This window comes from Streptomyces sp. BF23-19, assembly GCF_041106355.1.
Classification (GTDB): Bacteria; Actinomycetota; Actinomycetes; order Streptomycetales; family Streptomycetaceae; genus Streptomyces; species Streptomyces virginiae_A.
In genome coordinates, this window is the sequence record NZ_JBGBPT010000074.1 from 22,031 (window position 1) to 47,962 (window position 25,932).

The following is a 25,932-nucleotide window of genomic DNA, read 5'->3' on the forward strand; positions in this document are numbered from 1 at the left end:
ATACGGGACGTGCCGGATACCCGCCGCTCGACGAGCGAAGAGGTCAGACCACGATCAGCGCGTCCAGCGGAGCCTCGCCCAGCGCGGGCGCCAGCTTGGCCCGCCCCGGCAGGAACGACAGCTCCATCAGCACCGCCACGCCCGCGACCTCCGCCCCGGCCCGCCGGATCAGCGAGAGCGAGGCCTCCGCCGTACCCCCGGTGGCCAGCACGTCGTCGATGACCATGACCCGGTCACCGGCCGACAGATCCTCCGCGTGGACCTCGATCTCGGCGGTGCCGTACTCCAGCTCGTACGACTGCGCCAGCGTCGCACCCGGCAGCTTCCCGGCCTTGCGCACCGGCACGAAGCCGATCCCGGCCTGCACGGCGACCGGAGCCGCGAGGATGAACCCGCGCGCCTCCAGCCCGACGATCTTCGTCGCGCCGTACCGCCCGGCCAGCTCCACCAGCGTGTCCGTCAGTGCGGCGAACGCCTTCGGGTCCGCCAGCAGCGGGGTGATGTCCTTGAACATCACGCCCGGCTTCGGGTAGTCCGGTACGTCCTTGATCCGGCCGAGCAGCAGGGCCCGGACGTCCTCGGACAGCGGCGCGGTCAACGTCGCCGCCCCGACCGGCCCTGCGCCACGACCTGCGGCTCGTCCTCGGCCGCGTAGGCCTCGTCCGGTGACTCGCCCTTGGCCGCCGCGGCCGCCCGCTTGGCGAGCACCCGCTTCTTGAGCGCCTTCATCGCCGGCTCGCGCTCCTTGAGGTCGACGACCAGCGGGGTCGCGATGAAGATCGAGGAGTACGCACCGGCCGCGAGGCCGACGAACAGCGACAGCGAGATGTCGTTGAGCATGCCCGCGCCCAGGAAACCGCCACCGATGAACAGCAGGGCGGCGACCGGGAGCAGCGCCACGACCGTGGTGTTGATCGAGCGGACGAGGGTGCCGTTGATGCTGCGGTTGGCGATCTCGCTGTACGTCCAGCGGGTCTGCTTCGTGATGTCCTTCGAGCCCTCCTTCAGACCGTCGAAGACGACGACGGTGTCGTAGAGGGAGTAACCGAGGATCGTCAGCAGACCGATGACCGTACCCGGGGTGACCTCGAAGCCGACGAGCGCGTACACGCCGACGGTGATGGTGAGGTCGTGGATCAGCGCGATCAGCGCCGCGACCGCCATGCGCCACTCGAAGGCGATGGCCAGGTAGATCACCACGAGGACCATGAAGATCCCGAGGCCGGTCCAGGCCTTGTTCGCGATCTGCTCGCCCCAGCTGGGGCCGACCAGGTCGGCGTTGATGGCGGCCTGGTCGACCTTGAGGTCGACGGCGAGCTTCTGCTTGACGTCGGTGGCGGCGTCGGTGTCCACACCCGAGATCTGGATGCGCAGCCCGCCGGTGCCGAGCTCCTGGACGATCGCGTCGTGGCCCGAGACCTTCTCCGCGGCCTCCGTCGCCGCGGCGACGGAGACGGCCGTCTTCGGGGTGGTGAAGACGGCACCGCCCTTGAACTCGATGCCCATGTTGAGGCCCTGGACGGCCAGGGCGACGATCGCCGTGATGGTGATCAGGATGGACACGCCGTACCAGAGAAAGCGCTTGCCGACGAAGTCGTAGCCGACCTCACCGCGGTACAGCTTGGCGCCGAGATCTCCCAGCTTCGACATCTCTCACGCCTCCTTTGCGTCGACGGGGGCGGGGGCGGTACGGCGGGACCGGCGCAGCGGAGGCTTGGCGCCCAGCCGCTTCGGGTCCAGCCCGGACCACGGGTGACCGCCGGCGAAGAAGTTCGTCCGCGCCACCAGGGTCATGACGGGCTTGGTGAAGAGGAACACCACGACCACGTCGAGCAGGGTGGTAAGACCCAGTGTGAAGGCGAAGCCCTGGACCTTGCCCACCGTGACGATGAAGAGCACCGCCGCGGCGAGGAACGACACGAAGTCGGAGACCAGGATCGTGCGACGGGCGCGCGGCCAGGCGCGCTCGACGGCCGGACGCAGGGTGCGGCCCTCACGGATCTCGTCCCGGATGCGTTCGAAGTACACGATGAACGAGTCCGCCGTGATGCCGATCGCCACGATCGCGCCGCAGACGGCGGGCAGGTTCAGCGCGAAGCCGATGCCCTTTCCGAGCAGCGACATGATCGTGTAGGTCAGGATCGCGGAGACCAGGAGGCTGACGATGGCGATGAACGCCAGGCCCCGGTAGTACATGAGCAGGTAGATCACCACGAGGGCGAGGCCGATGGCGCCGGCGATCAGGCCGGCCTTCAGCTGCTCACTGCCGAGCGCGGCGGTGACGGTGGTGACGCTGTCCTCGGTGAAGGAGAGCGGCAGGGCGCCGTACGAGAGCATGTTGCCCAGGTCCTGCGCGGACTGCTGGGTGAAGCCGCCCGAGATCTCGGCGTTGCCACCGGTCAGCGCCTGGCTCACGGACGGGTCGGAGATGACCCGGCCGTCGAGCACGATCGCGAACTGGTTCTGCGGCATCTGCTTGGTGGCCAGCTCACCGGTGATCTTGGCGAACTTGTCGGCGCCCTTGTCGGTGAACTGCATGGTGACGATCCACTGGCCGCGCTGGGGGTCGATGACGCCCTTGGCTTCCTTCACGTCCTGGCCGTTGACCTGGGCGGGGCCGAGGACCCACTTGCCCCAGGCGTCGCCGCGCTGACCACAGGCGATCATCGGCTCCTCGGGCTTGACGCCCTGGCCGGCGGCGGCGCGCTGCGCCTCGTTGTTGCAGTCCAGTGCCGCGAACTTGGCCTGGAGGGCCGCGGCGGCGGCCTCGTCGCCGGTCGGCGCGGAGGCGGAGGGCGACGGAGCCTTGGTGTCGTCTGCCTTCTTCGACTCGCTCGCCGAGGGCGAGGGAGTGGGGGCGGCCGGGGCCTTGAGGGCCTCACTGAGCGCGCGGCCCTGGGAAGTGGCGCTGGACGACGGGGTGGCGGAGGGGCTGGTCTTGCCGTCCCCGGCCTTGGGAGCCTCGGAGCCGCTCGCGGAGGGGCTCGGGCTCGGGGTGCCCTCGGGAGCGGCCGGGGAGCCGTCCGCGAAGGCGATGACCGGGCGGAAGTACAGCTGGGCGGTGGTACCGACCTGCTCGCGCGCCTGCTGCTCGTTCGTCCCCTTGGGGATGTTCACGATGATGTGGTCTCGGCCCTGGGTCTGGACCTCCGCCTCGGACACGCCGAGACCGTTGACGCGGCGGTCGATGATGCCGACCGCCGTGTTCATGTTGGTCTCGTTGATGGCGCTCTCTTTGCCGGGCTCGCTCTTGGCCTTGAGCGTGATGCTCGTGCCGCCGGCGAGGTCGATGCCCAGCCTGGGAGTCGTCTGCTTGGAGAGGAACATCCCCGCGGTGAGCGCCACCATCGCGATCAGGATGATCGCCAGGGCGCGCCCCGGCCTCCCCTGAGCCCCCGTGGGCCGCCGGCCCTTCTTCGGTGCTGCCACCTTGTCGTTTCTCCCTGTCCAACCGTCCCGCGCCGGGTCAGCGCGGGGACGGCCACGAAATGTGTGGTGGGGACCCCTGCCCCCCGCAGAAGTGTCACAGACGGGGACCGTGCGGGTCGCCGGTCGGGCGCCTCCACGGTCCCCCGCCGAGCGTTACTTCGCGCCGGCCTCGCCGTCGGACTTTCCGTCCTTGGGCTCGTCGTCGCCCTTGGGCGCGTCCTCGTCCTTCTTGCCCAGGTCGAGCTTGGGAGCCTCGTCCTCGTCCTTGGTGAGGTCCGCCTTCGGGGCCTCGGTCAGCGAAGAGGCGTCGTCCGGGACGACCGGCGTGTCGGTCGCCTCGGCGTCGTCGATGCCGTGGACGATGCGGTTGTACTCCGCGTCCTCCAGAACGGCACCGATGGAGTTCTTCGCGAAGATCGCGTGCACGCCGGGGGCCAGCTCGAGAGTGACCGTGTCGTCACCGATCTCCTTCACCGTGGCGTACATGCCGCCGATGGTGCGGACCCCGGTGCCGGGCGTCATGTGGTCGCGCATCTGCGCGGCTGCCTGCTGCTTCTTCTTCGCGGAGCGGGTCATCAGGAACATCGCCCCGATGAGCACGATGAACGGGAGGAGTGTCACGAGATTCACGGGACGGAGATCCTTCGCACGACCGCACGCGGACGGCGGCCTTTTCTACGGGGGTGGGCACACCGACCCGAAGGGTCGGCATCGGCGGAGTCTAGGCGAGTCCGCACCGATGGAACAACGCCCAGCATGGCACCGCAGTTCCTGAGGGGGCGAACCTCCGCGCCGTCAGGCCCCGAACAAGCCCTGTTGTCCGCTTGATCCACTCCCGCCGTGCTGGGGCGGTACGAGTCCCAGGTGGGCCCATGCGGCGGGCGTCGCCACCCTTCCCCGGGGGGTGCGCGCGAGCAGCCCCTCGCGGACCAGGAACGGCTCCGCGACCTCCTCCACGGTCTCCCGCTCCTCACCGACGGCCACGGCGAGGGTGGACAGGCCCACGGGCCCGCCGCCGAACAGCTTGAGCAGTGCTTCGAGAACGGCGCGATCCAGTCGGTCGAGGCCGCGCCCGTCCACCTCGTACACCTGGAGGGCGGTACCGGCCACCTCGCGGTTGATCACACCGTCCGCCCGGACCTGGGCGTAGTCGCGGACCCGGCGCAGCAGGCGGTTGGCGATGCGCGGGGTGCCGCGGGAGCGTCCGGCGATCTCGGCGGCGCCGGCGGTGTCGATCTCCACGTCGAGGAGGCGGGCGGAGCGGTGGATGACACGCTCCAGCTCCTCGGGGGCGTAGAACTCCATGTGCCCGGTGAAGCCGAAGCGGTCCCGCAGGGGCGGGGGCAGCAGTCCGGCCCGGGTGGTGGCGCCGACCAGGGTGAAGGGCGGCAGCTCCAGCGGGATCGCGGTGGCCCCGGGTCCCTTGCCGACGATCACGTCGACGCGGAAGTCCTCCATGGCCATGTAGAGCATCTCCTCGGCGGGCCGGGACATGCGGTGGATCTCGTCGAGGAAGAGGACCTCGCCCTCCTGGAGAGAGGAGAGGATCGCGGCGAGGTCGCCGGCGTGCTGGATGGCGGGGCCGGAGGTGATGCGGATGGGCGCGCCCATCTCGGCCGCGATGATCATGGACAGGGTGGTCTTGCCGAGGCCGGGCGCGCCGGAGAGCAGGACGTGGTCGGCGGTGGCTCCGCGCTGACGGGCCGCCTTGAGGACGAGGTCCAGCTGCTGGCGGACCTTCTCCTGGCCGACGAACTCCCCGAGGTCCTTCGGTCGCAGCGCCGCCTCGACGGCGGTGTCCTCGCCGTCGGCGGCGGCCGCCACGATCCGGTCGTCGCTCTCGTCTTCCCAGTTCACGCTGTCAGTCTGCCTTCTCGGTGGTGGTGCGGTTCTTCGGCCCCTCCGGGCGCGCTACCGGGCTCCGCCCGGACCCGCGCCTCGGACGCCGGCGGGGCTCGATCGGGTCAGCGGGCCCGGTTCAGGGACTGGAGAGCCGCCCGTAGGAGCTGCGGGACGGGGGCGGAGCCACCGGCGGCGATGGCGGCCTCGGCCTGCGGGGTGACCGCCGCGACCGCGTCCTCCGCGTCGCGCGAGGCGTAGCCGAGGCCGATCAGGGCGGCGGAGAGCTGCTCGGTCCAGGGGGCGGGCCCGGAGGCCGCGGCCCGCTGGGCGCCCACGAGGCCGCTGCTGCCCAGCGGGGCCCCCAGCTTGCCCTTCAGTTCGAGGAGTAGTTTCTGGGCGCCCTTCTTGCCGATGCCCGGCACCGCCACGAGCGCCTTCTCGTCGCCGGTGGAGACGGCCAGCCGCAGTGCGTCGGGGCTGTGCACGCCGAGCATCGCCTGGGCGAGCCGTGGCCCGACCCCGCTGGCGGTCTGCAGGATCTCGAAGACCTGCCGCTCGTCGTCGTCGGCGAAGCCGTACAGGGTCAGCGAGTCCTCGCGTACGACCAGGGAGGTGGCCAGCCGGGCCGTCTCCCCCATCCGCAGGCCGGAGATGGTGGTGGGCGTGCACTGCACGGCCATGCCCACTCCCCCGACCTCGATCACGGCAAGGGTGGGGGCGAGTGCGGCGACGGGGCCGCTGACGAAGGCGATCATCGGGTACGGCCTTTCGAGGCGTGCAGGGCGACCGCCTGCTGGAGGCGGTTCTGGGCGGGGGCCCGCCAGATGTGACAGATGGCCAGGGCGAGGGCGTCGGCGGCGTCCGCCGGCTTGGGCGGCGCGTCCAGCCTGAGCAACCGGGTGACCATCGCGCCGACCTGGGCCTTGTCGGCCCGGCCGCTGCCGGTGACGGCGGCCTTGACCTCGCTGGGGGTGTGCAGGGCGACCGGTATCCCGCGACGGGCGGCGCACAGCATCGCGACGGCGCTCGCCTGGGCGGTGCCCATCACGGTGCTGACGTTGTGCTGGCTGAACACCCGCTCCACGGCGACGACTTCGGGCCGGTGCGTGTCGAGCCATTCCTCGATGCCCTGCTCGATGGCGACGAGCCGGTGGCCCAACTCGGCGTCCGCGGGCGTCCGTACGACCCCCACGCCGATCATGGTCAGGGGGCGGCCGGCCACCCCCTCGACCACGCCGACACCACATCGCGTCAGCCCCGGGTCAACACCCAGTACCCGCACCCGTGCCCCCTTCTTCGCTCTCCTGTACGTGCAGCTTCGCAGGTTATCGGGTGGCACTGACAAAGCAGCGGGCCGCCGGGGTGTGTCCCCGTCGGCCCGCTGCCCGATGCTGTGCGCGGTGGACGCCGGTCAGGCGTCGACCTTCTCCATGACCTCGTCCGAGACGTCGAAGTTGGCGAAGACGTTCTGCACGTCGTCGCTGTCCTCCAGCGCGTCGATCAGCTTGAAGATCTTGCGAGCGCCCTCTTCGTCCAGCTCGACCTGCATGGTCGGCAGGAAGTTGGAGTCGGCCGAGTCGTAGTCGATACCGGCCGCCTGGAGCGCGGTACGGACCGCGACCATGTCGGTGGCCTCGCTGATGATCTCGAAGCTCTCGCCGAGGTCGTTGACCTCTTCGGCGCCCGCGTCGAGCACCGTCTCCAGGACATCGTCCTCGGAGAGCTCGCCCTTGGGCAGCAGGACGACACCCTTGCGGTTGAACAGGTACGAGACCGAGCCCGGGTCGGCCATCGAACCGCCGTTGCGGGTCATGGCGACACGCACGTCGGACGCGGCACGGTTGCGGTTGTCGGTGAGGCACTCGATGAGCACCGCGACGCCGTTCGGACCGTAGCCCTCGTACATGATCGTCTCGTAGTCGGCGCCGCCGGCCTCGAGACCGCCGCCGCGCTTGACCGCGGAGTCGATGTTCTTGTTCGGGACCGAGCTCTTCTTGGCCTTCTGGATGGCGTCGAAGAGCGTCGGGTTGCCATCGATGTCGGCACCGCCCATACGGGCCGCGACCTCGATGTTCTTGATCAGCTTCGCGAAGAGCTTGCCGCGCTTGGCGTCAACCACGGCCTTCTTGTGCTTCGTCGTAGCCCATTTAGAGTGGCCGGACATCTGCCTGTCTCCTTCGCGTCACCAACAATGTTCGCCTCAGATCCTACCGGGACGCCGTTACAGCCCGGCGCGCACCATGTCGACGAAGTACGCGTGAACGCGGTCGTCTCCGGTCAGCTCGGGGTGGAACGAGGTGGCGAGGACATTGCCCTGGCGCACGGCGACGGTGTGGCCGTCGTACGTGGCGAGCACCTCGGCGGCGGCGCCGACGGACTCGACCCAGGGGGCGCGGATGAAGACGCCCTCGACCGGGCCGCCCGCTATGCCCGCGAAGTCGATCTTCGCCTCGAAGGACTCGTTCTGGCGGCCGAAGGCGTTGCGGCGGACGATCATGTCGATGCCGCCCAGGGTCTCCTGGTCCTCACGGCCGTCCAGGAGCTTGTCCGCCAGCATGATCATGCCGGCGCAGGTGCCGTACACGGGCATGCCGGCTGCCACGCGCTCGCGCAGCGGCTCCAGCATGCCGAACAGCACGGCGAGCTTCGACATGGTGGTGGACTCGCCGCCGGGGATCACCAGGGCGTCGACCTCGGCGAGCTCCTCGGGACGCCGGATCGGCCTGGCCACGGCGCCCGCCGCGGCCAGGGCGATCAGGTGTTCCCGTACGTCGCCCTGGAGAGCCAGGACACCGATCACGGGGGTGTTCGTCATGACCGATTACCAGCCGCGGTTGGCGTAGCGCTCGGACTCGGGGAGGGTGTCGCAGTTGATGCCGACCATGGCCTCGCCCAGGTTGCGGGAGGCGTCCGCGATGATCTTCGGGTCGTCGTAGAAGGTGGTGGCCTTCACGATGGCGGCGGCGCGCTTGGCCGGGTCGCCCGACTTGAAGATGCCGGAGCCGACGAAGACGCCCTCGGCGCCGAGCTGGCGCATGAGCGCGGCGTCGGCCGGGGTGGCGACGCCACCGGCGGAGAACAGCACGACCGGGAGCTTGCCGAGCTCGGCGACCTCCTTGACGAGCTCGTACGGGGCGCGCAGCTCCTTGGCGGCGGCGAACAGCTCGTTGTTGTCGTAGCCGCGCAGGCGGGCGATCTCGTTCTTGATCTGACGCAGGTGGCGGACGGCCTCGACCACGTTGCCGGTGCCGGCCTCGCCCTTCGAGCGGATCATGGCCGCGCCCTCGGCGATGCGGCGCAGGGCCTCGCCCAGGTTGGTGGCGCCACAGACGAAGGGGGTGGTGAACGCCCACTTGTCGGAGTGGTTGACCTCGTCGGCCGGGGTCAGGACCTCGGACTCGTCGATGTAGTCGACGCCGAGGGACTGCAGGACCTGGGCCTCGACGAAGTGGCCGATGCGGGACTTGGCCATGACCGGGATCGAGACGGCCTCGATGATCTCTTCGATCATGTTGGGGTCCGACATGCGCGCGACGCCGCCGTCCTTGCGGATGTCGGCCGGGACCCGCTCCAGGGCCATGACGGCCACGGCGCCGGCGTCCTCGGCGATCTTCGCCTGCTCGGCGTTGACCACGTCCATGATCACGCCGCCCTTGAGCTGCTCGGCCATGCCGCGCTTGACGCGCGAGGTGCCGATCGCCGACTCGGCGGACTGGGGGGAGGTGGGAAGCGTGCTCACGGATTGACCTCACTCGAAGGGAGCTCGAAAGGAAGACGGGGTACTGCTCGTACTACTCGGCTGAGCAAACCCCAGGGGATCAGTCCACTACAAGGGCCAATGTGGAGCCTGTGGCTCCTTGATTTGTCCCTCGCGGCCCTTGGAACCCCCTAGACCGGCCGATCCGCAAGATCCACCGGCGGCTCGTCGTCCATTTCGAAGGCGAGCGGGAAGGGCGCGTGCCCCGCCAGTCTGAACCAGCGGACCTTGCGATGCCTGCGCAGCGCGCGGGCGGCCCGTACCGAGTCGTTGAGGAAGCGCCGCGCCATCGGCACCCGACGGACGGCCGCCGCCAGCTCCTCCGTGGCCTCCGCCCCGCCGGGGGCCGCCTTGAGCACGTCGACCTGGTCGGCATCGGCGAAGACCGCCCGCAGCGCCTGGCTGAGCTCGCTCTCCGCCACCTCGCGCTGGTCCTCCTCGGCCTGCCGGGCGGCGTGCGCGGCCTCGTACAGCACCAGGGAGGAGGCGGGGTCGAGCACCCCGGAGGTGGCCACCTCCAACACGACGGAGGCCCGCCGCACGAGCTGGGCGTCGAGCGCGGCCCGCGCGGCGTCCATCCGCGAGTGCAGTCGGTCGAGCCGGCCGGCGGTCCAGCTGAGGTAGACCCCGATGACTCCGAGAGCCAGGGCGATCCAGACAAGGGTTTCGATCACGCTGCGCGACCCTACCGCTCCGGGCCACCCTGACCCCCATCGGGCCTGACCCCGGCCGCTGCGGACCGCGTAGGGTCCATGATCCACACCTACCGGGGGGGGACAGGTCTCATGGGATCGCGCCGCAGAACGTCGGCACTGGTACTGCTCGCGGTGGCCGCCGCCCTCGTGGCGGGCGCCCTTGCCGCTTACCGCTGGGGCGGTTCGGACGGCGGTCTCGTGGCCTGAAGAGTCGGGCCGGGATCGACCCGCTGTGGTTCGTGTACGTCGACCAGGGCAGCCGGCCCTGGGAGCGCCGCTGGGGCGTCGGCTACTTCAACGGCGACTCCGACGACAACGAGCTCCGCGAGGCCGTTTGGACGGCCCCCGACCGGATTCGCCTGACCACCTCGGGCGGCGTGGTCCACGAGGTGACCGTCGCCGCCGACGGTCGGCCGGACCGGGTCGTCTCCGTCGGGTGACGGCCGACGTGGGGAACCCCGGCCCGGCCGGCCCGGCGGAGCAACGGTCAGGTCAGGAGGACGAGACGTCCTTCGAGAAGCCGAGGCGGGTGCGGAGCGGGACGCGTTCGTCTGTGGCCACCGCCGCCGCGCCGTCCGTCACCGTTTCGTAGACGGCCAGGATGTCCGCGCCGACCGTGGACCAGTCGAAGCGGCGGACGTGCGCCGAGCCGCGGGCACTGAGTTCGGCCCGGCGTTCCGGGTCCCGCAACAGGGCGATCGCCGCCGTCGCCAGGGCGTCGGCGTTCTCGTTGGCGAAGAGGTCACCCGCCCCGCCCTGGTCCAGGACCTGCGCGAAGGCGTCCAGGTCGGAGGCGAGCACGGCCGCGCCCGCCGAGAGGGCCTCGACCAGGATGATGCCGAAGCTCTCGCCGCCGGTGTTCGGGGCCACGTACACGTCGACGCTGCGCAGCAGCCGCGCCTTGTCCTCGTCCGAGACCATGCCGAGGAATTCGACCCGCTTGCGCAGGTCCGCGGGCAGGGAGGCGACCGCCTCCTCCTCGTCGCCGCGGCCCGCGACGAGCAGCCGTACGTCCGGGCAGGCCTCCACGATCTTCGGAAAGGCCGCCATCAGCACGGGCAGGCCCTTGCGGGGCTCGTCGATCCGGCCGATGAAGCCCAGGGTCTTGCCCGACCAGTCCGGGTTGGGCTCGGCCTTGGCGAAGAAGTCCACGTCGACGCCGTTGGGGATGACGACCGCGTCGCCGCCCAGGTGTTCCACGAGCGTGCGCCGGGCGTACTCGCTCACCGCGATGCGGGCGTTGATCTTCTCCAGGGCCGGCTGCAGGATCGGGTACGCCGCGATCATCGCCCGGGACCGGGGGTTCGAGGTGTGGAACGTCGCCACGATCGGCCCCTGGGCCGCCCAGCAGGACAGCAGCCCCAGCGAGGGCGAGGCCGGCTCGTGGATGTGGATCACGTCGAAGGTGCCGTCGTGGAGCCAGCGCCGCACCCGGGCGGCGGAGAGGAACCCGAAGTTGAGGCGGGCCACCGAGCCGTTGTACGGGACCGGCACCGCCCGCCCGGCCGAGACCACGTAAGGCGGCAGCGGGGTGTCGTCGTCCGCCGGGGCGAGCACCGACACCTCGTGGCCGAGGCGGATCAGGTGCTCCGCCAGGTCCCGGATGTGGAACTGGACGCCACCCGGCACGTCCCACGAGTACGGACACACGATGCCGATCTTCACTACGGGCGCTCCTCCAGGTCGTCCAGCCACAGCCGCTGCAGCATGTGCCAGTCCTCCGGGTGCTCGGCGATGCCCGACGCGAAGACGTCCGCCACCGCCTGGGTCATGACGGTGGTCTTCTCGGTCCGGGTCCCGGCCTCGGGGACCTCCACCTCGGGGTGTATCCGGCCGTACAGCTTCGGCGTGTCGCCGTAGTGCAGGGTGGCCGGGAGCAGCACCGCACCGGTCTGCTGGGCCAGCAGCGCCGGTCCGGCCGGCATGCGCGCCGTGGCGCCGAAGAAGTCCACCTCGACCCCGGAGGCCGACAGGTCCCGGTCCGCGACCAGGCAGACCATGCCGCCGGAGCGCAGCCGTCGGGCGAGGGTGCCGAAGGCGGCGCCGCCGCTGTGCGGGAGGACCTCCATGCCCAGGCTCTCGCGGTAGGCCACGAAGCGGTCGTAGAGGGTCTCGGGCTTGAGCCGCTCGGCGACCGTGGTGAACGGCGCGTTCATGTGGCCGATGGCCCAGGCTCCGGCGAGGTCCCAGTTGGCGAGGTGCGGCAGGGCCACGATCACGCCGCGCCCGGAGTCGAGGGCCTCGCGCAGCAGGTGCTCGTCCTTGAACTCGACGTCCGTGCTGAACCGTTTCGGGTCCATGGTCGGCAGCCGGAAGGACTCCATCCAGTACCGCATGTACGAGCGCATGCCCGCCTGCGACAGCTCGCGCAGCCGCTCGGGACCGGCGTCGGGCACCACCCGCGCCAGGTTCGACTCCAGCCGCAGCACGCTCTTGCCGCGCCGCTTCCACGCGAAGTCGGCGATCCGCCGGCCCAGGGCCACGGCGGCCGGCTCGGGCAGCTTCTTGACCCCGGCCCAACCGAGCCCGTACAGCGAGTCGACCAGCTTGTCCTGCAAGGCGCCCATCAGGCAGCGCCCCCCTCGGCGGCGGCCGCCGCCGCGTCGGCCTCGGCCGATTCGCGACGTACGGTGACCACCCGCTGGATCAGGGTGACGAGCGAGCCCACCGCCACGATCCACAGGGCGATCGGCAGCAGGACGCCGATCCAGGACGGCACGCCGAAGGTCTGCAGCCCGGACAGGCCGGCCGCGACCAGCGAGATCACCAGTCGCTCGGCCCGCTCGATGAGTCCGTTGACGGCCACGGGCAGCCCGATCGACTCGCCGCGCGCCTTGGTGTACGAGACCACCTGGCCGCTGGCCAGGCAGAAGATCGCCACCGCGCAGAGCGCGTTGTCGTTGCCGTTGCCCGCGTACCAGAGGGCGAGGCCGCCGAAGATCGCCGCGTCGGCGACCCGGTCGAGGGTGGAGTCGAGGAAGGCTCCCCACCGGCTGGAGATTCCGGCCTGGCGGGCCATGTTCCCGTCCACCAGGTCGGAGAAGACGAAGAGGGTGATCGTGATGGTGCCCCAGAAGAACTCGCCGCGAGGGAAGAACCACAGCGCTCCGGCCACCACTCCGGCCGTGCCGATCAGGGTGACCGCGTCCGGGCTCACCCCCCGCCGGAGCAGAAAAGCGGCGAATGGCGTGAGAACACGCGTGAAGAATGCACGCGCGTACTTGTTCAGCATGGCCTTCCCGGAGGGTCGCTGGGCCGCACGGCCACCACGGCCACCGGCTGGCCCATCGTAGCCGGCACGCCACCGAGCGGACGCCGCGCACCCACCGGTTCGTGCCACGTAAGACGTACTTCACGCCGTGGACCGGCTCCGGTGGGCCCTGGGTACGCCTCCGGGTACCTCCCCGGTACGACGTATGGACGGGATGTGACACCAGTGCAAAGCTCGAAGAATCCCGCATTCCTCCTCCGTGGAGGCGGCGGGGACACCGATCCGGACACCCCGATCCCCACATCACCCGATCCTCCTCACCGTCACCACCGGGAGGCATGAGCATCATGGGAGCCACATCACACCAAGCCGGAGCCGCCGGCAGGGCACTGACGGCCGACCGCCCCTCTTCCATCCGGAATGTCGTGCTGGTCGGCCACAGCGGATCCGGCAAGACCACGCTGGTCGAAGCCCTCGCCCTGACCGCGGGAGCGGTCAACCGGGCCGGCCGGGTCGAGGACGGCGCCACCGTCTCCGACTACGACGAGATCGAGCACCGCCGGCAGCGCTCCGTCCAGCTGTCCCTCGTCCCCGTCGAATGGGGCGGAATCAAGATCAATATCCTGGACACCCCCGGATACGCCGACTTCGTCGGGGAACTCAGGGCCGGTCTGCGCGCGGCGGACGCGGCCCTTTTCGTCGTCTCGGCCTCGGACGGCATCGACGGCGCCACCCGCATGGTCTGGGACGAGTGCGAGGCCGTCGGCATGCCCCGCGCCATCGTCGTGACCCACCTGGAGGCCGCCCGCTCCGACTACACGCAGATGACCACCGTCTGCGGCGAGATCTTCGGCGCCGACGACCCCGACGCGGTCATCCCCCTCTACCTCCCCCTGCACGGCCCGCCCGGCCCCGACGGGCACGCCCCCGTCACCGGACTGCTCGGTCTGCTCTCCCAGCGCGTCTACGAGTACACGTCCGGCGAGCGCGTGGAGCGCGACCCGGACCCCGCCGAGCTCTCCCTCATCACCGACGCCCGCGCCCGGCTCATCGAGGGGATCATCGCCGAGAGCGAGGACGAGTCCCTCATGGACCGCTACCTGGGCGGTGAGGAGATCGATCTGAAGACCCTCGTCGACGACCTGGAGCGGGCGGTGGCGCGCGGCACCTTCCATCCCGTCCTGATGGCCGCCCCCGCCCTCGACGGCGCCCGCCAGGGCCTGGGCACCGTGGAGCTCCTCGAACTGGTCACCGGCGGCTTCCCCACCCCCCTGGAGCGCGCCGCCGTCCCCGTCACCCGTCCCGACGGCTCCGCCCGCCCGGACGTCACCTGCGATCCCGACGGCTCCCTCGTGGCCGAGGTCGTCAAGACCTCCTCCGACCCGTACGTCGGCCGCGTCTCCCTCGTCCGCGTCTTCTCCGGCACCCTGAAGGCCGAGGAGACCGTCCATGTCAGCGGGCACGGGCTCGCCGACCGCGGGCACGAGGACCACGACGTCGACGAGCGGATCGGCTCCCTCTCCTCCCCCTTCGGCAAACAGCAGCGCGTCCTCACCCGCTGCATCGCCGGCGACCTGGCCTGCGTGGCCAAACTCACCCGCGCGGAGACCGGCGACACCCTCTCCGCCAAGGACGACCCGCTCCTCATGGCTCCGTGGACCATGCCCGACCCCCTGCTCCCCCTCGCGATCGAGGCCCACAGCAAGGCCGACGAGGACAAACTGTCCCATGGCCTGGCCCGACTCGTCGCCGAGGACCCGACCATGCGGCTGGAGCAGAACCCGCACACCCACCAGGTCGTCCTGTGGTGCCTGGGCGAGGCCCACCAGGACGTGGCCCTGGAGCGGCTGCGCACCCGCTACGGCGTCCAGGTCGACCCCGTCCCGCACAAGGTGAGCCTGCGCGAGACCTTCGGCGCCAAGGCCGCCGGGCGCGGCCGGCACGTCAAACAGTCGGGCGGCCACGGCCAGTTCGCCATCTGCGAGATCGAGGTGGAGCCGCTCCCGCCCGGCAGCGGCATCGAGTTCGTCGACAAGGTCGTCGGCGGCGCCGTGCCCCGCCAGTTCATCCCGTCCGTGGAGAAGGGCGTACGCACCCAGGCCGCCCGCGGGGTCGCCGCCGGCTACCCGCTGGTCGACGTGCGCATCACCCTCCTCGACGGCAAGGCGCACTCGGTGGACTCCTCCGACGCCGCCTTCCAGACGGCCGGCGCCCTCGCCCTGCGCGAGGCCGCCGCCGAGGCCCGGATCGACCTCCTCGAACCGGTCGCCGAGCTCGCCGTCGTCGTCCCCGACGAGTACGTCGGCCCGATCATGAGCGACCTCGCCGGCCGCCGGGGCCGCGTCGTCGGCACCGACCAGGCCTCGGCCGGACGCACCCGGGTCCGCGCCGAGATCCCGGAGATCGAGATCGGCCGCTACGCCGTCGAGCTGCGCTCCGTCTCGCACGGGACCGGCCGCTTCGCCCGGGCCTACGCGCGCCACGAACCGATGCCGCCACAGATCGCGGAAAAGGTGCGTGAACAGGCCGAGAAGGGAAGTTGATTGATGTAGCAGCGGATCGGCCGCCCACCCAACCAGCTTGCGGTGGGCGGCATTTCCCTGTCCCATGACCATGGGGCGAGATCCGCCGATAGGCTCATCGGCGCACCAAAAGAGCAGGAACGCACAGCGATGGGGGCAGCGGTGGCGGACGACGGATTCGACTTCAGGCCCGGAGCGCAGGTTCCGCTGCTGGGGGGCGGCGGGCAGACGGCGGCGACCAACGCCCTCGCCTCGGCCGCGTACCGGGACGGCGGCAAGGACAGCAAGCTCGACAAGATACTCACCGCCAACAACGAGAACCACCCCGCGACGGTCAAGCCCCCGAAGATCTCCCTCTTCGAGCCCAGCCTCGGCGAGGCCTTCTGCCGCGCCGTGGAGGCCCGCACGCTCGGGGCCGGCCGCAAGCCACTGATCCAGTCCTTCGGCGCGGATCCGCAGACGGTGGTGGAGCACTGCCTGGCCGCCTCGCACATCCGCAAGGAGCGCGACCGCAAGCTCCGGCTGATCATGCTGGTCTGCGGTGTGCTGTTCCTGCCCGGGCTGCTGCTGTGGCTGGGCCTGTTCCAGCTGCGCAAGAGCCTCGCCTCCAAGGAGGGCAGGGGCTCGTGGTTGGGCACCGTACTCCTCGTCGGCGTCGCCCTGGTGGTGGCGGCCTTGATGTTCAAGCTGCCGCTGACCGGCTTCCTCGGCCTGTACGCCCGCGCCATGATCATCGCCCCGGCCCTGGGCTGGCTGCTCGCCCGTCGCACCTGCGAGGCCACCGCCCGGGACCTGCGCTCGCGCTGGGACGGACTGCTGTCGGGCGGCGGGGTCGGCGCCAAGATCCCGGAGGCCGTGCCCGGCAACCCCGACGAGAAGGCCCGCGAGGACCTGCGCCACCAGCTCGCCAAGCTGACCGCGGAGGACCGTAGCAACCAGGTCTTCTACGCGGGCCCCAAGGGCATCCTCGGCATGGGCACCCGGTGGGGCAGCTGGCAGATGGCCGAGGAGCTGGCCCCCAAGAGCGAGGGCATGGAGATCCATCCCTTCCGCAGCTGGGACGTCATACGCGGGATCGACGCCCAGCTCCGCAAGCTGGAGCGGGGCCCCCTGCACACCGGCGGTTTCCCGCCCGCCGCGATCCAGCACTGGATCGTCACCCCGATCGGCGAGGGCGCCGCCGAGGTGGCCCGCCCCACCGGCGAGAACGTGGACGCCTTCCTCATCAAGCCGCACGAGATCACCCGGATCTGCAACGAGCAGCAGTTCAGCGCCGGCAACCGGCACTACCTGGGCATCCAGTACCCGCTCTGGGACGGCCAACTGGTCATCAACATGCTCGTCACGGTGACCGTGCTGTACAAGACGCTGCGCGTGGACGTCACCGCGCACGCCCTGGGCCCCGTGCACGGGCTGTTCACGTCCAAGTCCGCGGCCCCGGTCGTGGAGGTGCCCAAGAGCATCCGCTTCTGGGAGACCGTGGAGCGCCCGCTGCCGCTGGTGGACGCGCAGGAGGTGGTGCGTCTCGCGGTGCGGGCGCCGCTGACCTGGTACCCGCCGCTGCTGGAGTTCTTCGGCGGCAAGCTGGTCCTGCCCGAGCCGTTCGGCCTGCGTCACGTCTGGGCGAGCTCGATGTGGCGGCACCGGTTCATGGCGGACGACGCCCTGCGCACGGTGGCCCCGGTCCTTCGGTCGATCCACGCGGCGACCTTCAAGGTGCTGGAGGAGAACGGCGTCGACACGGACCGCTTCACGAACCGTTCCTCGATCATGAGCGGGCTCATCCAGGAGCCCGCTCCGCGCAAGGCCGACGTCTACGACGCGTAGGTAGCCTGGTAGGACGGCCGAGGCGGGACCGAGGAGGGACCATGACCGAGCGCAAGCCACCGGGTGTCAGCTTCGAGTCCTTCGTGGACCGGCAGATCCGACAGGCCACCGAACGGGGCGACTTCAAGAGCCTGCCCGGCTACGGCAAGCCGCTGGCCTCGCTGGACGCGCCCTACGACGAGCAGTGGTGGATCAAGGACAAGCTGCACCGCGAGGGCTTCGCCGTCCTGCCTCCGGCGCTCGCGCTGCGCAAGGAGGCCGAGGACGTCGTGGAGAAGGTCCGGGCGGCCCGCTCGGAGCGCCAGGTACGGGACGTCCTCACGGAGATCAACGAGAAGATCGCGGCGGCCCTGCGCATGCCCCCGCCGGGCCCGCCCCTGGGCCTGACGGAGTTCGACGTCGAGGCCGAGGTACGGGCCTGGCGCCGGGCCCGCCCGGACCAGGCCTGATCGGGCCCGATCGGCAGGATCCGGAAGGGACGGCCTAGTCCACGGGCCAGGCGTCGGCGAGCATCTGGCGGGTGTCCGCGAGGAGTTGGGGCAGCACCTTGGTGTGGCCCACCACCGGCATGAAGTTCGTGTCCCCGCCCCAGCGGGGCACGATGTGCTGGTGCAGGTGCGCGGCGATGCCGGCGCCGGCGGCCGCGCCCTGGTTCATGCCGATGTTGAATCCGTGCGCGCCCGAGGCCTTACGGAGCGCGATCATCGCCCGCTTCGTGAGGTCGGCGAGCTCGGCCGTCTCCGGCCCGTCCAGCTCGGTGTAGTCGGCGACGTGCCGGTACGGGACGACCATCAGGTGGCCGCCGTTGTACGGGTAGAGGTTCAGCACCGCGTACACGTGTCGGCCCCGCGCGACGACCAGGCCGTCCTGGTCGGACATGTCCGGAATCCCGCAGAAGGGACAGCCGTCCCCGGCCTCCGGGCCGGTCGGCTTGTTCTCCCCCTGGATGTAGGCCATCCGGTGGGGCGTCCACAGACGCTGGAACGCGTCCTGCGTGCCCACACCGATCTGCTGCTCCGGCTGAGTCGTCATGGCGGCAAGCATATGACCTCGGCCTGGCGTGCGAGGAAGGCCCCCGGAAAGTGATCACTTTCCGGGGGCCTTCCTCGTACGGATGCGGCCGGATCAGACCTGGACGCGGTCCGCGACGACCTTGGCCAGCTTGGCCAGCGCCTCGTCCTTGGCGATGCCGTTCTCCTGCGAACCGTCGCGGTAGCGGAAGGACACGGTGCCCGCGGCCATGTCCTCGTCACCGACGATGATCATGAACGGGACCTTGAGCTTCTGGTGGTTGCGGATCTTCTTCTGCATCCGGTCGGAGGAGGCGTCCACCTCCACCCGCAGACCCTGCTTCTTCGCCGCCGCGGCGAACTCCTGCAGGTACTCGACGTGCCCGTCGCCGATCGGGATGCCGACCGCCTGGACCGGGGCCAGCCACGGCGGCATGGCGCCCGCGTAGTGCTCCAGCAGCACGGCGAAGAACCGCTCGATGGAGCCGAACAGCGCACGGTGGATCATGACCGGCCGCTGGCGGGAGCCGTCGGGCGCGGTGTACTCCAGGTTGAAGCGCTCCGGCAGGTTGAAGTCGAGCTGCACGGTCGACATCTGCCAGGTACGGCCGATGGCGTCCTTGCACTGCACCGAGATCTTCGGACCGTAGAAGGCGGCGCCGCCCGGGTCCGGGACCAGCGGGAGACCCTGCTTCTCGGCGACCTGCGCGAGGACCGCGGTCGCCTCCTCCCAGGCCTCGTCCGAGCCGACGAACTTCTCCGGGTCCTTGGTGGACAGCTCCAGGTAGAAGTCGGTCAGACCGTAGTCGCGCAGCAGGTTGAGCACGAAGGTGAGGGTCGTGTCGAGCTCCTCCGCCATCTGCTCGCGGGTGCAGTAGATGTGCGCGTCGTCCTGGGTGAAGCCGCGGGCGCGGGTCAGACCGTGGACGACACCCGACTTCTCGTACCGGTACACGGTGCCGAACTCGAACAGGCGCAGCGGCAGTTCGCGGTAGGAGCGGCCGCGCGCGTCGAAGATCAGGTTGTGCATCGGGCAGTTCATGGGCTTGAGGTAGTAGTCGGTACCACCGTCGAGCTGCATGGGGGGGTACATGCCCTCCGCGTACCAGTCCAGGTGGCCGCTCTTCTCGAAGAGCGCGCCCTTGGTGGCGTGCGGGGAGTAGACGAACTCGTAGCCCTCCTCCTCGTGCCGCTTGCGCGAGTAGTCCTCCATGACCCGGCGGATGATGCCGCCGCGCGGGTGGAAGACGGCGAGGCCGGAGCCGATCTCGTCCGGGATGGAGAAGAGGTCGAGCTCGTTGCCGAGCTTGCGGTGGTCGCGCTTCTCGGCCTCGGCGAGGAAGTCGAGGTGGGCCTTCAGCTCCTCCTTCGACGGCCACGCGGTGCCGTAGATGCGCTGGAGCATCGGGTTCTTCTCGCTGCCGCGCCAGTAGGCGGCCGCGTTGCGCATGAGCTTGAACGCCGGGATGTTCCGGGTGGTGGGCAGGTGGGGACCGCGGCAGAGGTCCTTCCAGCACAGGTCGCCGGTCTTCGCGTCCAGGTTGTCGTAGATGGTCAGCTCGCCGCCGCCCACCTCGACGTTCGCGCCGTCGTCGGTGGACGCGGCGCCCTTGATGCCGATGAGTTCCAGCTTGTACGGCTCGTCGGCGAGCTCCTCGCGGGCCGCCTCGTCGGTGACCACACGGCGGGAGAACCGCTGACCGCGCTTCTGGATCTCCTGCATCTTCTTCTCGATGGCCTTCAGGTCCTCCGGGGTGAAGGGCCGGGCCACGTCGAAGTCGTAGTAGAAGCCGTTCTGGACCGGCGGGCCGATACCCAGCTTGGCCTCGGGGAACAGCTCCTGCACGGCCTGGGCCATGACGTGCGCGGTCGAGTGGCGCAGGATGTTCAGGCCGTCCTCGGAGGAGATCTCCACCGGCTCGACGGTCTCGCCGTCCTTCACCTCGTACGCGAGGTCCTTGAGCTCGCCCGCGATGCGCGCGGCGACGATGGTGCGCTCGCCGGCGAAGAGCTCCGCCGCCGTAGTGCCCGTGGCCACCACGCGCTCGTCCCGCTCGGAATCGCGTTGGATGATCACACGGACGTCTGACACCGGTCTCTCCTGACTCAGGGGGTGCGCGGGCGAACGCCGCGCGCCTGAATCGTACCGAGCGGAGTGCCCGCGCCGCTAAACGGTTACCGGCTCCGGCCCGCGGCCCGCCCGGACGCCCCGAGCGGGTCCGGGCGGGCCGGAGCCGGTCGGCTCGACCTGGCTCCGCGAGGATCCGCGTGGGCGGGCCGTGGGGCGGACGCCCTCCGGGGCGCCTCCTCGGCTCGCGAACCCTGAGCCGGACCGGCCCGCCGCACGGCGGTGGGTTCGCTCGACCTGCGGGGACGCCCCGGAGTGCCCCCGCCCCACCCGGAACCGGGCGGGGGACGCCGGTAACGTGGCCCGTCATGCAGATACGTCCGCTGGACCTGAGCGACGACGCCACCGCGACGGCGGTGCACCGGATCGGGCACGCCGCGTACACGGTGGAGGCCGAGCTGATCGGCTTCGACGGGATCCCGGCCTTGGGTGAGAGCCTCTCCGAGATGCGGCACACCGACCTCCGCTGGGTGGGTGCCTTCTCCGAGACCGGCGCCCTGGCCGGCTTCCTCGCCTGGGCGCCCGAGCCCGAGGACGGTGTCTCCATCGACCGGCTGTGCGTGGATCCGGCCTGGTTCCGGCAGGGTGTCGCCTCGCTGCTGCTGCGCCATGCCCTGACGGAGCTGTTCCCGGGTCGCCCGGTCGAGGTCACCACAGGAGCGGCCAACGCGCCCGCGGTGGCCCTGTACCGACGCCTGGGCTTCACCCGCGGGCCGGACTTCTCGCCCGTCCCGGGGCTGACCATGGCCTCCTTCGGCCGGGCCGCCGAAAGCACCCCGTGGGAAGGTGGAAGGGGATCTTCCGACCTGGCATGAGGTGACACCTATGAGAGTGACCAGGAAGGCGGCCGCCCTGGGCGCCGCGACGGCCCTGCTCGCGGGCGGGATGTTCCTCGCCACCCCCGCGGTGGCGGCCCCCGCCGCCGCGTGCACCGGGGACCAGCTCTCGGCCACCGGCGCGGACCGGACGGGCTCCGACCGGGTCCGGTTCACGGTGGTCAACGAGGGCCCGGCCTGTGAGCTGCGGGGCTTCCCCACGGTGGCGCTCTCGGGCCAGGGCTCCCCGGACCAGAACAAGGCGCTGCGCGTCATCCCCCGAGGACAGGCCCGGCCGGTGCTGCTGCCCCAGGGCGCGAGCGCCTCGACGGTGCTGACCTTCACCCCGGTCCTCGGCGAGGCGGACGGCTACTGCGCCTCCGGCGCCGATCCGACCGTCGCCCCCTCGCTGGTGGTGGGGGTCGCGCGCATGGGCTTCCAGGTGGCACCGTCCGACGGCGGCCGGTTCGCCCTGTGCGGCGACACCGTCCGCGCCACCGCCTTCCGCCCCTAGGACGTCGTACCGTCGAGCAGCTCGCGCAGGATGTCCAGGTGGCCGTTGTGACGGGCCGTCTCCTCGGTGAGGTGGAGGAGGATCCAGCGCAGGTCGACGTGGAGGCCGTCGCGGACGGCTCGCTCGGCCTTGGCGTCCAGTGCCTGCCCGGCGACCAGTTCGCGGTGGCGGGCGCTCTGTTCGGCGTACTCGTCGAGCAACTGCGAAAGCGGGAAGTCGACCGCGACGCGCATCTCACGGTCGGGGTCCTCATCGGTCCAGGGACCCTCGTCCGCTTCGCCGAGGAAGACCACCTGGAACCAGTAGTACTCGACCCAGCGGAGGTGGTTGATCAGTCCGCTCATGGTCATCAGAGGTGAGCTCGGCAGGAGCGCCTTGCACGCGTCCTCCGCGGAGACGCCCTTGCACTTGGCGCGGGCGGTGCCGCGTGCGTAGTCGAGGAACGTGGTGAGCTGGGTGCGCTCGTCCCACGCGGGGGGCGTGTCGTCGATTCCGGTCACCGCACGAACGTTCCCGATCACTGCGGCCGTTGTCGAACTCTTTTCCGGCGGCCCTCCTACGGCCTAGTCGTCCGAGGGGAGGACGTCCTCCGGGTCGAAGGCCGCGTCCAGGGACTTCATCAGCCGGTCCCGCTCGACCTCGTCCATCGGTACCGGTGTCACCTCCGTCGCGTCGGACAGCCGTCGGAAACCGCCCCGGCGTTGGAGGCGACCCGTGACCCGGACCGGCAGGCCCACCAGGTGGGCGTGGCCCGCGATGCGGTACGCCTCCTCGTCGAGGGCCGCTCGGACGTACGGGACCTCCGCCCCGGCGAGCACCCGCAGACGTACGGTCCCCCCGCCCCCGGCGGCCTTGCGCCGCATCCGCACCACGGCCCCGGCGAGCCGGACCGGTACGGCCGGTTCCGCTCGGGTGTAGCGGGCGGCGGCCTCCCGCAGCACGGGCAGGTCGCCCGGGGAGAACTCCACCGGTTCGGGGCGCGCCGCGCAGCCCGCCGGGACCCCGGCCGCCGGCGCCCAGGCGAGAGCGATGCGGGCCCCCTCCGAGCCCCGGACCAGGGCGATGAGCGCCTCGGCGAGTTCCCGGCTGACCCCGGCGGCCACCGCCGCGTCGAAGGCCTCCATGCCACCGGTGGCCCGCTGGTAGTCCACCGCCTCGCGGGCCGCGTGCAGGGCGTGGTGCAGCCGGGTCACGGGTCCCCGGCCACCGTCCACGGGGACGTACGCGCTCAGCCGGCGCCCGCCCGGGGCGGGCCCCACCAGCACCCCGTCCAGGGTGCGTTCGGCCTGTGCCTGGTGCCGGGCCCCGTAGTACCCGGCCCGGGCCCGGTCGGCGAGGGCTCCCGCGAGCAGGAGTCGGCGGGCGGCCGAGCGCAGCTGTTCCTGCACGGGCCAGGAGGCCTCGCCCCGGTACCCGTAGGGCCCCTCCGGGATCTCCCGCTCCCAGCGGATCTCGTCGCTGGGCACGCTCAGCCCGAGGAGCACCTCCCGGGCCGAGGGCAGGCCGCTGTGCGCGAGGGCGGCGAGCGCCTCGTCCAGCAGGTCCGCGCAGTCGGGGAAGGCGCGGCTCTCCGGGACGAGCAGGCTGGTGCCGGAGCGGCCGGGCGGGGTCCAGCGGCCGTACCGGCCGGCCGCGCCGCCGCGCCGCAGCCATCCGTGCCGGTGCAGCAGCGCCCCGAGCACCTGCGGGTCGACCTGCGCGGGATCGGGGCCGCCCGGGGTGTACTGCGGGGACGGGGACGGCGACGGGGACGGGAGCGGTTCGAGGTGCGGTGAGTGCAGGTTCATCAGGGTGTCCCTCCCGACCCGACCCGGGTCATGATCTCGCACAGCGCACGGTCGTCGAAGATCCGCGTGGTCGGAATCCGTACGGTGGTGCGGCGCCGGCCGGTCACGGGTTGTCCGGCGAGGTTGGTCCAGTAGCAGCAGTGCCTCAGGTCGAGCCGGTCGTGTCCGGCGGCGAGCCACTGGTCGCGCTCCCTCGGCACGAGCATCACGACGAGGATCTTGTGGACGGCGACGGGCGTCCGGGCCAGCTTCACCAGGTGCTCGTTGTCGAGGGTGAAGCCGAAGGTGGCCCCGGCCGGGCTCGGCGGTATCTGGTAGGTCGCCTTGAGCTGCACCTTGATGGTGACCTCGTCGTCGACGACGTGTTCGGGCGCTCCGTGGGAGACGTGCCAGTCGATGCCGTTGTCGGGGAAGGGCTGGGAGAGCGAGCACCCGGCGGCGGCCGCGACGGCGTGCAGGTATCCCACCTGGAGGGTCTCCATGCAGGCGGTGGTGGCGAGCGTGCCGCGCAGGGCTCCGGTCCGCGGACCTGTCCCCTCGTGCAGCACCCCGCCCGGTTCGGGCTGTGTGAGCGCCATGGCCGGCTCCCCCATGCCTTGCGGGCTCTGCCGCGAGCGGTGCTGGGTGACGACCGGTCATGCGTACGGTCCCCCAAGGAAGTTGTCTCCGCAGCAGACCGCCCGCAAACGGCGTACGGGGCAAACAGCCCGGGTATCACCGATGCGGCGGGGGTCGTGTGTCCAGGAAGCTCCACCCGCCGCTCGGGGACGAGGAGTTCGCCATGACACGCTGGTACGAGGGCCCGCTGGCCGCATTCGACACGGAGACCACCGGGGTGGACGTCGAGCAGGACCGGATCGTGTCCGCCGCGCTCATCGTCCAGGAGTGTGCGGGCGGCCGGGTCCGCACCACGCGCTGGCTGGTCAATCCCGGTGTTCCGGTGCCCCCGGGGGCCACGGAAGTGCACGGGCTGACCGATGAGCACCTGCAGCGTCACGGGCGCTGGCCGGCGCCGGTGGTGGAGGAGATAGCCCGGGCGCTCGGGGAGCAGCAGGTGGCCGGCCGGCCGGTGGTGGTGATGAACGCGCCGTTCGATCTGACGCTGCTGGACCGGGAGTTGCGCCGGCACCGGGCGTCCTCGTTGTCGCGGTACCTGGACAACCGGCCGCTCACGGTGCTGGACCCGCGGGTGCTGGACAAGCATCTGGACCGGTACCGCAAGGGCCGCCGGACGCTGACGGACCTGTGCGCGCACTACGGGATCGAGCTGGAGGGCGCGCACGACGCGGCGGCGGACGCGATGGCCTCGCTGGAGCTCGTCCGGGCCGTGGGGCGGCGGTTCGCGGCCCGGCTGGAGCGGCTGACGCCGGCCGAGCTGCACACGCTGCAGGCGGTGTGGCACGCGGCTCAGGCGCGGGGTCTGCAGGCGTGGTTCGCGCGTCAGGGGACACCGGAGCCGGTGGATCCGCATTGGCCGCTGCGGCCGGACCTGTCGACGGCCGCGTAGGACGACAGGGGCCCGAACATGCGGAAGGCCGGTCCGTCGATGACGGACCGGCCTGTCCCGGTGGGCGATACTGGGATCGAACCAGTGACCCCTTCGGTGTGAACGAAGTGCTCTCCCGCTGAGCTAATCGCCCGGGAACGCACTGAACAATACAGAAGGCTCGGGGCTGGTTCAAACCGCTTCCGCCGCGGGGACCCGCGGGCCGCACGTCGGGTACCTACTCAGGGCACATCTGAGTACGCACACCCATGTCCTGACTGCGTGACCGCCGCCACACTCCGGATATGAACACGCCTCTGCCGCCCGCCGAAGAGCTGGCGCTCATCGACCGCGAGCTGGCTCAACTCGATGCCCGGCGGCTGTATCTGCTGGGCCGTCGGGACTGGCTGCTGCGTCTGATGCTGCAGCCCGGGTCCGGTCCCGCTCCCGTCCGTTGGGGGCCCGCGGTGTCCGCCGGGCCCGTCGCGCCGGCGAAGGAGGCCTCCGCCCCGAGCGCGCAGAACGTGCTGCTCACCCTGGGCGCGGTGCTGCTTGCGGTCGCCGCGCTCGCGTTCACGCTGGTCAGCTGGGGCTCGATGGGGATCGCCGGCCGCTCGGTGGTGCTCGCCGCGGTGACGGCGGCGGCGCTGGGCGCGCCCGTGCTCCTGCTGCGCCGCGGCCTGCGGTCGACGGCGGAGTCGGTCGCGGCGGTCGGCCTGCTGCTGACGGTGCTCGACGCGTACGCGCTCTACGCGGTCGGTATGCCGGACATGAACGGCACCGGTTACGCGGCGGGGGCGGCCGCCGTGCTGGCGGCCGCCTGGGCCGGCTACGGCTCGGGGCTGCGCACGCTGCGGCTGCCGCTGCCGGCCGCGGTGCTGGCGGCGCAGTTCGCGCTGCCGCTGGCTG

The 25,932-nt window shown here is 71.2% G+C and carries 26 protein-coding genes, 1 tRNA gene and 1 pseudogene; 8 read left to right on the top strand and 20 right to left on the bottom strand.

Annotated features, from left to right (window positions below; genetic code table 11):
• Positions 1-43: 43 nt before the first annotated feature.
• The 11 genes from AB8A24_RS32380 to AB8A24_RS32430 form a co-directional block, all read right to left on the bottom strand.
• On the bottom strand, positions 44-598 hold the full coding sequence (locus AB8A24_RS32380) for an adenine phosphoribosyltransferase (RefSeq protein WP_030723610.1): 555 nt from the start codon (positions 596-598) through the stop codon (positions 44-46).
• On the bottom strand, positions 595-1,650 hold the full coding sequence (secF, locus tag AB8A24_RS32385; RefSeq protein WP_266389346.1) for a protein translocase subunit SecF: 1,056 nt from the start codon (positions 1,648-1,650) through the stop codon (positions 595-597). Before secF ends, AB8A24_RS32380 begins: the two co-directional genes overlap by 4 nt.
• 3 nt (positions 1,651-1,653) lie before the next feature.
• A complete protein-coding gene (gene secD / locus AB8A24_RS32390; protein ID WP_328964051.1) occupies positions 1,654-3,429 on the bottom strand; it encodes a protein translocase subunit SecD in 1,776 nt (591 codons plus the stop codon).
• A gap of 153 nt (positions 3,430-3,582) precedes the next feature.
• Positions 3,583-4,059 carry a preprotein translocase subunit YajC gene (yajC, locus tag AB8A24_RS32395; protein WP_030723604.1) on the bottom strand — a complete coding sequence of 159 codons (477 nt, stop codon included), beginning with the start codon at positions 4,057-4,059 and terminating at the stop codon, positions 3,583-3,585.
• A 165-nt stretch (positions 4,060-4,224) separates the two neighbouring features.
• A complete protein-coding gene (gene ruvB, locus AB8A24_RS32400) occupies positions 4,225-5,286 on the bottom strand; it encodes a Holliday junction branch migration DNA helicase RuvB (protein ID WP_030723602.1) in 1,062 nt (353 codons plus the stop codon).
• Positions 5,287-5,393: 107 nt separating this feature from the next.
• Complete coding sequence (gene ruvA / locus AB8A24_RS32405) at positions 5,394-6,026, bottom strand: Holliday junction branch migration protein RuvA (protein WP_030723600.1); 633 nt, start codon at positions 6,024-6,026, stop codon at positions 5,394-5,396.
• Positions 6,023-6,553 (bottom strand): crossover junction endodeoxyribonuclease RuvC, encoded by a 531-nt coding sequence (gene ruvC / locus AB8A24_RS32410; protein WP_030723598.1) that lies wholly within the window; start codon positions 6,551-6,553, stop codon positions 6,023-6,025. Before ruvC ends, ruvA begins: the two co-directional genes overlap by 4 nt.
• 129 nt (positions 6,554-6,682) lie before the next feature.
• Positions 6,683-7,435 (bottom strand): YebC/PmpR family DNA-binding transcriptional regulator, encoded by a 753-nt coding sequence (locus tag AB8A24_RS32415; protein ID WP_030765687.1) that lies wholly within the window; start codon positions 7,433-7,435, stop codon positions 6,683-6,685.
• A 57-nt stretch (positions 7,436-7,492) separates the two neighbouring features.
• On the bottom strand, positions 7,493-8,086 hold the full coding sequence (gene pdxT, locus AB8A24_RS32420; protein WP_369478293.1) for a pyridoxal 5'-phosphate synthase glutaminase subunit PdxT: 594 nt from the start codon (positions 8,084-8,086) through the stop codon (positions 7,493-7,495).
• Positions 8,087-8,092: 6 nt separating this feature from the next.
• Positions 8,093-9,010 (bottom strand): pyridoxal 5'-phosphate synthase lyase subunit PdxS, encoded by a 918-nt coding sequence (gene pdxS / locus AB8A24_RS32425; protein WP_030010552.1) that lies wholly within the window; start codon positions 9,008-9,010, stop codon positions 8,093-8,095.
• A gap of 149 nt (positions 9,011-9,159) precedes the next feature.
• Positions 9,160-9,702 (bottom strand): hypothetical protein, encoded by a 543-nt coding sequence (locus AB8A24_RS32430; protein WP_328964050.1) that lies wholly within the window; start codon positions 9,700-9,702, stop codon positions 9,160-9,162.
• Between the two features lie 260 nt (positions 9,703-9,962).
• Between AB8A24_RS32430 and AB8A24_RS32435 the strand changes: the two genes are divergently transcribed.
• Entirely contained in the window at positions 9,963-10,163 is a 201-nt protein-coding gene (locus AB8A24_RS32435) for a hypothetical protein (RefSeq protein ID WP_369478294.1), read from the top strand.
• A 52-nt stretch (positions 10,164-10,215) separates the two neighbouring features.
• Here the strand turns inward: AB8A24_RS32435 and AB8A24_RS32440 are convergent, their stop codons facing one another.
• The 3 genes from AB8A24_RS32440 to pgsA are packed head-to-tail and all read right to left on the bottom strand — an operon-like array spanning position 10,216 to position 12,955.
• Positions 10,216-11,388 carry a glycosyltransferase family 4 protein gene (locus tag AB8A24_RS32440; RefSeq protein WP_328964049.1) on the bottom strand — a complete coding sequence of 391 codons (1,173 nt, stop codon included), beginning with the start codon at positions 11,386-11,388 and terminating at the stop codon, positions 10,216-10,218.
• Entirely contained in the window at positions 11,388-12,290 is a 903-nt protein-coding gene (locus tag AB8A24_RS32445) for a phosphatidylinositol mannoside acyltransferase (protein ID WP_328964048.1), read from the bottom strand. Before AB8A24_RS32445 ends, AB8A24_RS32440 begins: the two co-directional genes overlap by 1 nt.
• A complete protein-coding gene (gene pgsA, locus AB8A24_RS32450) occupies positions 12,290-12,955 on the bottom strand; it encodes a phosphatidylinositol phosphate synthase (RefSeq protein WP_327386380.1) in 666 nt (221 codons plus the stop codon). Before pgsA ends, AB8A24_RS32445 begins: the two co-directional genes overlap by 1 nt.
• A gap of 326 nt (positions 12,956-13,281) precedes the next feature.
• Between pgsA and AB8A24_RS32455 the strand changes: the two genes are divergently transcribed.
• The 3 genes from AB8A24_RS32455 (at position 13,282) to AB8A24_RS32465 (ending at position 17,732) form a co-directional block, all read left to right on the top strand.
• Complete coding sequence (locus AB8A24_RS32455; RefSeq protein WP_328964047.1) at positions 13,282-15,477, top strand: elongation factor G-like protein EF-G2; 2,196 nt, start codon at positions 13,282-13,284, stop codon at positions 15,475-15,477.
• Between the two features lie 129 nt (positions 15,478-15,606).
• Entirely contained in the window at positions 15,607-17,283 is a 1,677-nt protein-coding gene (locus tag AB8A24_RS32460) for a hypothetical protein (RefSeq protein ID WP_328964046.1), read from the top strand.
• Between the two features lie 41 nt (positions 17,284-17,324).
• Entirely contained in the window at positions 17,325-17,732 is a 408-nt protein-coding gene (locus AB8A24_RS32465; RefSeq protein WP_328964045.1) for a DUF1992 domain-containing protein, read from the top strand.
• A gap of 34 nt (positions 17,733-17,766) precedes the next feature.
• On the opposite strand, the gene AB8A24_RS32470 is transcribed toward AB8A24_RS32465, so the two are convergent.
• Together AB8A24_RS32470 and thrS are read right to left on the bottom strand one after the other, a co-directional pair.
• The gene (locus tag AB8A24_RS32470) at positions 17,767-18,327 is read right to left on the bottom strand and encodes an HIT domain-containing protein (RefSeq protein ID WP_030723580.1); all 561 of its coding nucleotides are present in this window, start codon (positions 18,325-18,327) and stop codon (positions 17,767-17,769) included.
• Between the two features lie 81 nt (positions 18,328-18,408).
• Positions 18,409-20,385 (bottom strand): threonine--tRNA ligase, encoded by a 1,977-nt coding sequence (thrS, locus tag AB8A24_RS32475; protein ID WP_328964044.1) that lies wholly within the window; start codon positions 20,383-20,385, stop codon positions 18,409-18,411.
• Between the two features lie 344 nt (positions 20,386-20,729).
• Here thrS and AB8A24_RS32480 point away from each other — a divergent pair, with 344 nt between their 5' ends.
• Together AB8A24_RS32480 and AB8A24_RS32485 are read left to right on the top strand one after the other, a co-directional pair.
• A complete protein-coding gene (locus tag AB8A24_RS32480) occupies positions 20,730-21,236 on the top strand; it encodes a GNAT family N-acetyltransferase (RefSeq protein ID WP_328964043.1) in 507 nt (168 codons plus the stop codon).
• Positions 21,237-21,246: 10 nt separating this feature from the next.
• Positions 21,247-21,750 carry a DUF4232 domain-containing protein gene (locus AB8A24_RS32485; RefSeq protein WP_328964042.1) on the top strand — a complete coding sequence of 168 codons (504 nt, stop codon included), beginning with the start codon at positions 21,247-21,249 and terminating at the stop codon, positions 21,748-21,750.
• On the opposite strand, the gene AB8A24_RS32490 is transcribed toward AB8A24_RS32485, so the two are convergent.
• From AB8A24_RS32490 to AB8A24_RS32500, 3 genes are all read right to left on the bottom strand, one after another.
• On the bottom strand, positions 21,747-22,250 hold the full coding sequence (locus AB8A24_RS32490) for a DinB family protein (protein WP_328964041.1): 504 nt from the start codon (positions 22,248-22,250) through the stop codon (positions 21,747-21,749). The two genes, AB8A24_RS32485 and AB8A24_RS32490, sit on opposite strands and share 4 nt — an antisense overlap.
• A gap of 63 nt (positions 22,251-22,313) precedes the next feature.
• Positions 22,314-23,537: a hypothetical protein gene (locus tag AB8A24_RS32495; RefSeq protein ID WP_369478295.1), complete on the bottom strand. Its 1,224-nt coding sequence runs from the start codon at positions 23,535-23,537 to the stop codon at positions 22,314-22,316.
• Complete coding sequence (locus AB8A24_RS32500; protein WP_328964039.1) at positions 23,537-24,115, bottom strand: DUF4365 domain-containing protein; 579 nt, start codon at positions 24,113-24,115, stop codon at positions 23,537-23,539. The genes AB8A24_RS32495 and AB8A24_RS32500 overlap by 1 nt, the downstream gene beginning before the upstream one ends.
• Before the next feature lie 203 nt (positions 24,116-24,318).
• On the opposite strand from AB8A24_RS32500, the gene AB8A24_RS32505 reads away from it, so the two are divergent.
• On the top strand, positions 24,319-25,044 hold the full coding sequence (locus AB8A24_RS32505) for a 3'-5' exonuclease (RefSeq protein WP_328964038.1): 726 nt from the start codon (positions 24,319-24,321) through the stop codon (positions 25,042-25,044).
• Between the two features lie 61 nt (positions 25,045-25,105).
• Here AB8A24_RS32505 and AB8A24_RS32510 read toward each other — a convergent pair.
• A tRNA-Val gene (locus AB8A24_RS32510) sits at positions 25,106-25,177 on the bottom strand.
• Positions 25,178-25,328: 151 nt separating this feature from the next.
• On the opposite strand from AB8A24_RS32510, the pseudogene AB8A24_RS32515 reads away from it, so the two are divergent.
• A pseudogene (locus AB8A24_RS32515) lies at positions 25,329-25,932 on the top strand (hypothetical protein); the annotation flags it as partial.

Coding starts and splice junctions, on each gene's coding strand:
- secF (WP_266389346.1), bottom strand. CDS start 1,650: ATGTCGAAGCTGGGAGATCTCGGCGCCAAGCTGTACCGCGGTGAGGTC.
- AB8A24_RS32470 (WP_030723580.1), bottom strand. CDS start 18,327: ATGCTTGCCGCCATGACGACTCAGCCGGAGCAGCAGATCGGTGTGGGC.
- AB8A24_RS32500 (WP_328964039.1), bottom strand. CDS start 24,115: ATGGCGCTCACACAGCCCGAACCGGGCGGGGTGCTGCACGAGGGGACA.
- AB8A24_RS32460 (WP_328964046.1), top strand. CDS start 15,607: ATGGGGGCAGCGGTGGCGGACGACGGATTCGACTTCAGGCCCGGAGCG.
- AB8A24_RS32455 (WP_328964047.1), top strand. CDS start 13,282: ATGGGAGCCACATCACACCAAGCCGGAGCCGCCGGCAGGGCACTGACG.
- ruvA (WP_030723600.1), bottom strand. CDS start 6,026: ATGATCGCCTTCGTCAGCGGCCCCGTCGCCGCACTCGCCCCCACCCTT.
- AB8A24_RS32445 (WP_328964048.1), bottom strand. CDS start 12,290: ATGGGCGCCTTGCAGGACAAGCTGGTCGACTCGCTGTACGGGCTCGGT.
- AB8A24_RS32485 (WP_328964042.1), top strand. CDS start 21,247: ATGAGAGTGACCAGGAAGGCGGCCGCCCTGGGCGCCGCGACGGCCCTG.
- AB8A24_RS32465 (WP_328964045.1), top strand. CDS start 17,325: ATGACCGAGCGCAAGCCACCGGGTGTCAGCTTCGAGTCCTTCGTGGAC.
- pgsA (WP_327386380.1), bottom strand. CDS start 12,955: ATGCTGAACAAGTACGCGCGTGCATTCTTCACGCGTGTTCTCACGCCA.
- AB8A24_RS32415 (WP_030765687.1), bottom strand. CDS start 7,435: ATGTCCGGCCACTCTAAATGGGCTACGACGAAGCACAAGAAGGCCGTG.
- pdxT (WP_369478293.1), bottom strand. CDS start 8,086: ATGACGAACACCCCCGTGATCGGTGTCCTGGCTCTCCAGGGCGACGTA.
- AB8A24_RS32495 (WP_369478295.1), bottom strand. CDS start 23,537: ATGAACCTGCACTCACCGCACCTCGAACCGCTCCCGTCCCCGTCGCCG.
- AB8A24_RS32480 (WP_328964043.1), top strand. CDS start 20,730: ATGCAGATACGTCCGCTGGACCTGAGCGACGACGCCACCGCGACGGCG.
- AB8A24_RS32505 (WP_328964038.1), top strand. CDS start 24,319: ATGACACGCTGGTACGAGGGCCCGCTGGCCGCATTCGACACGGAGACC.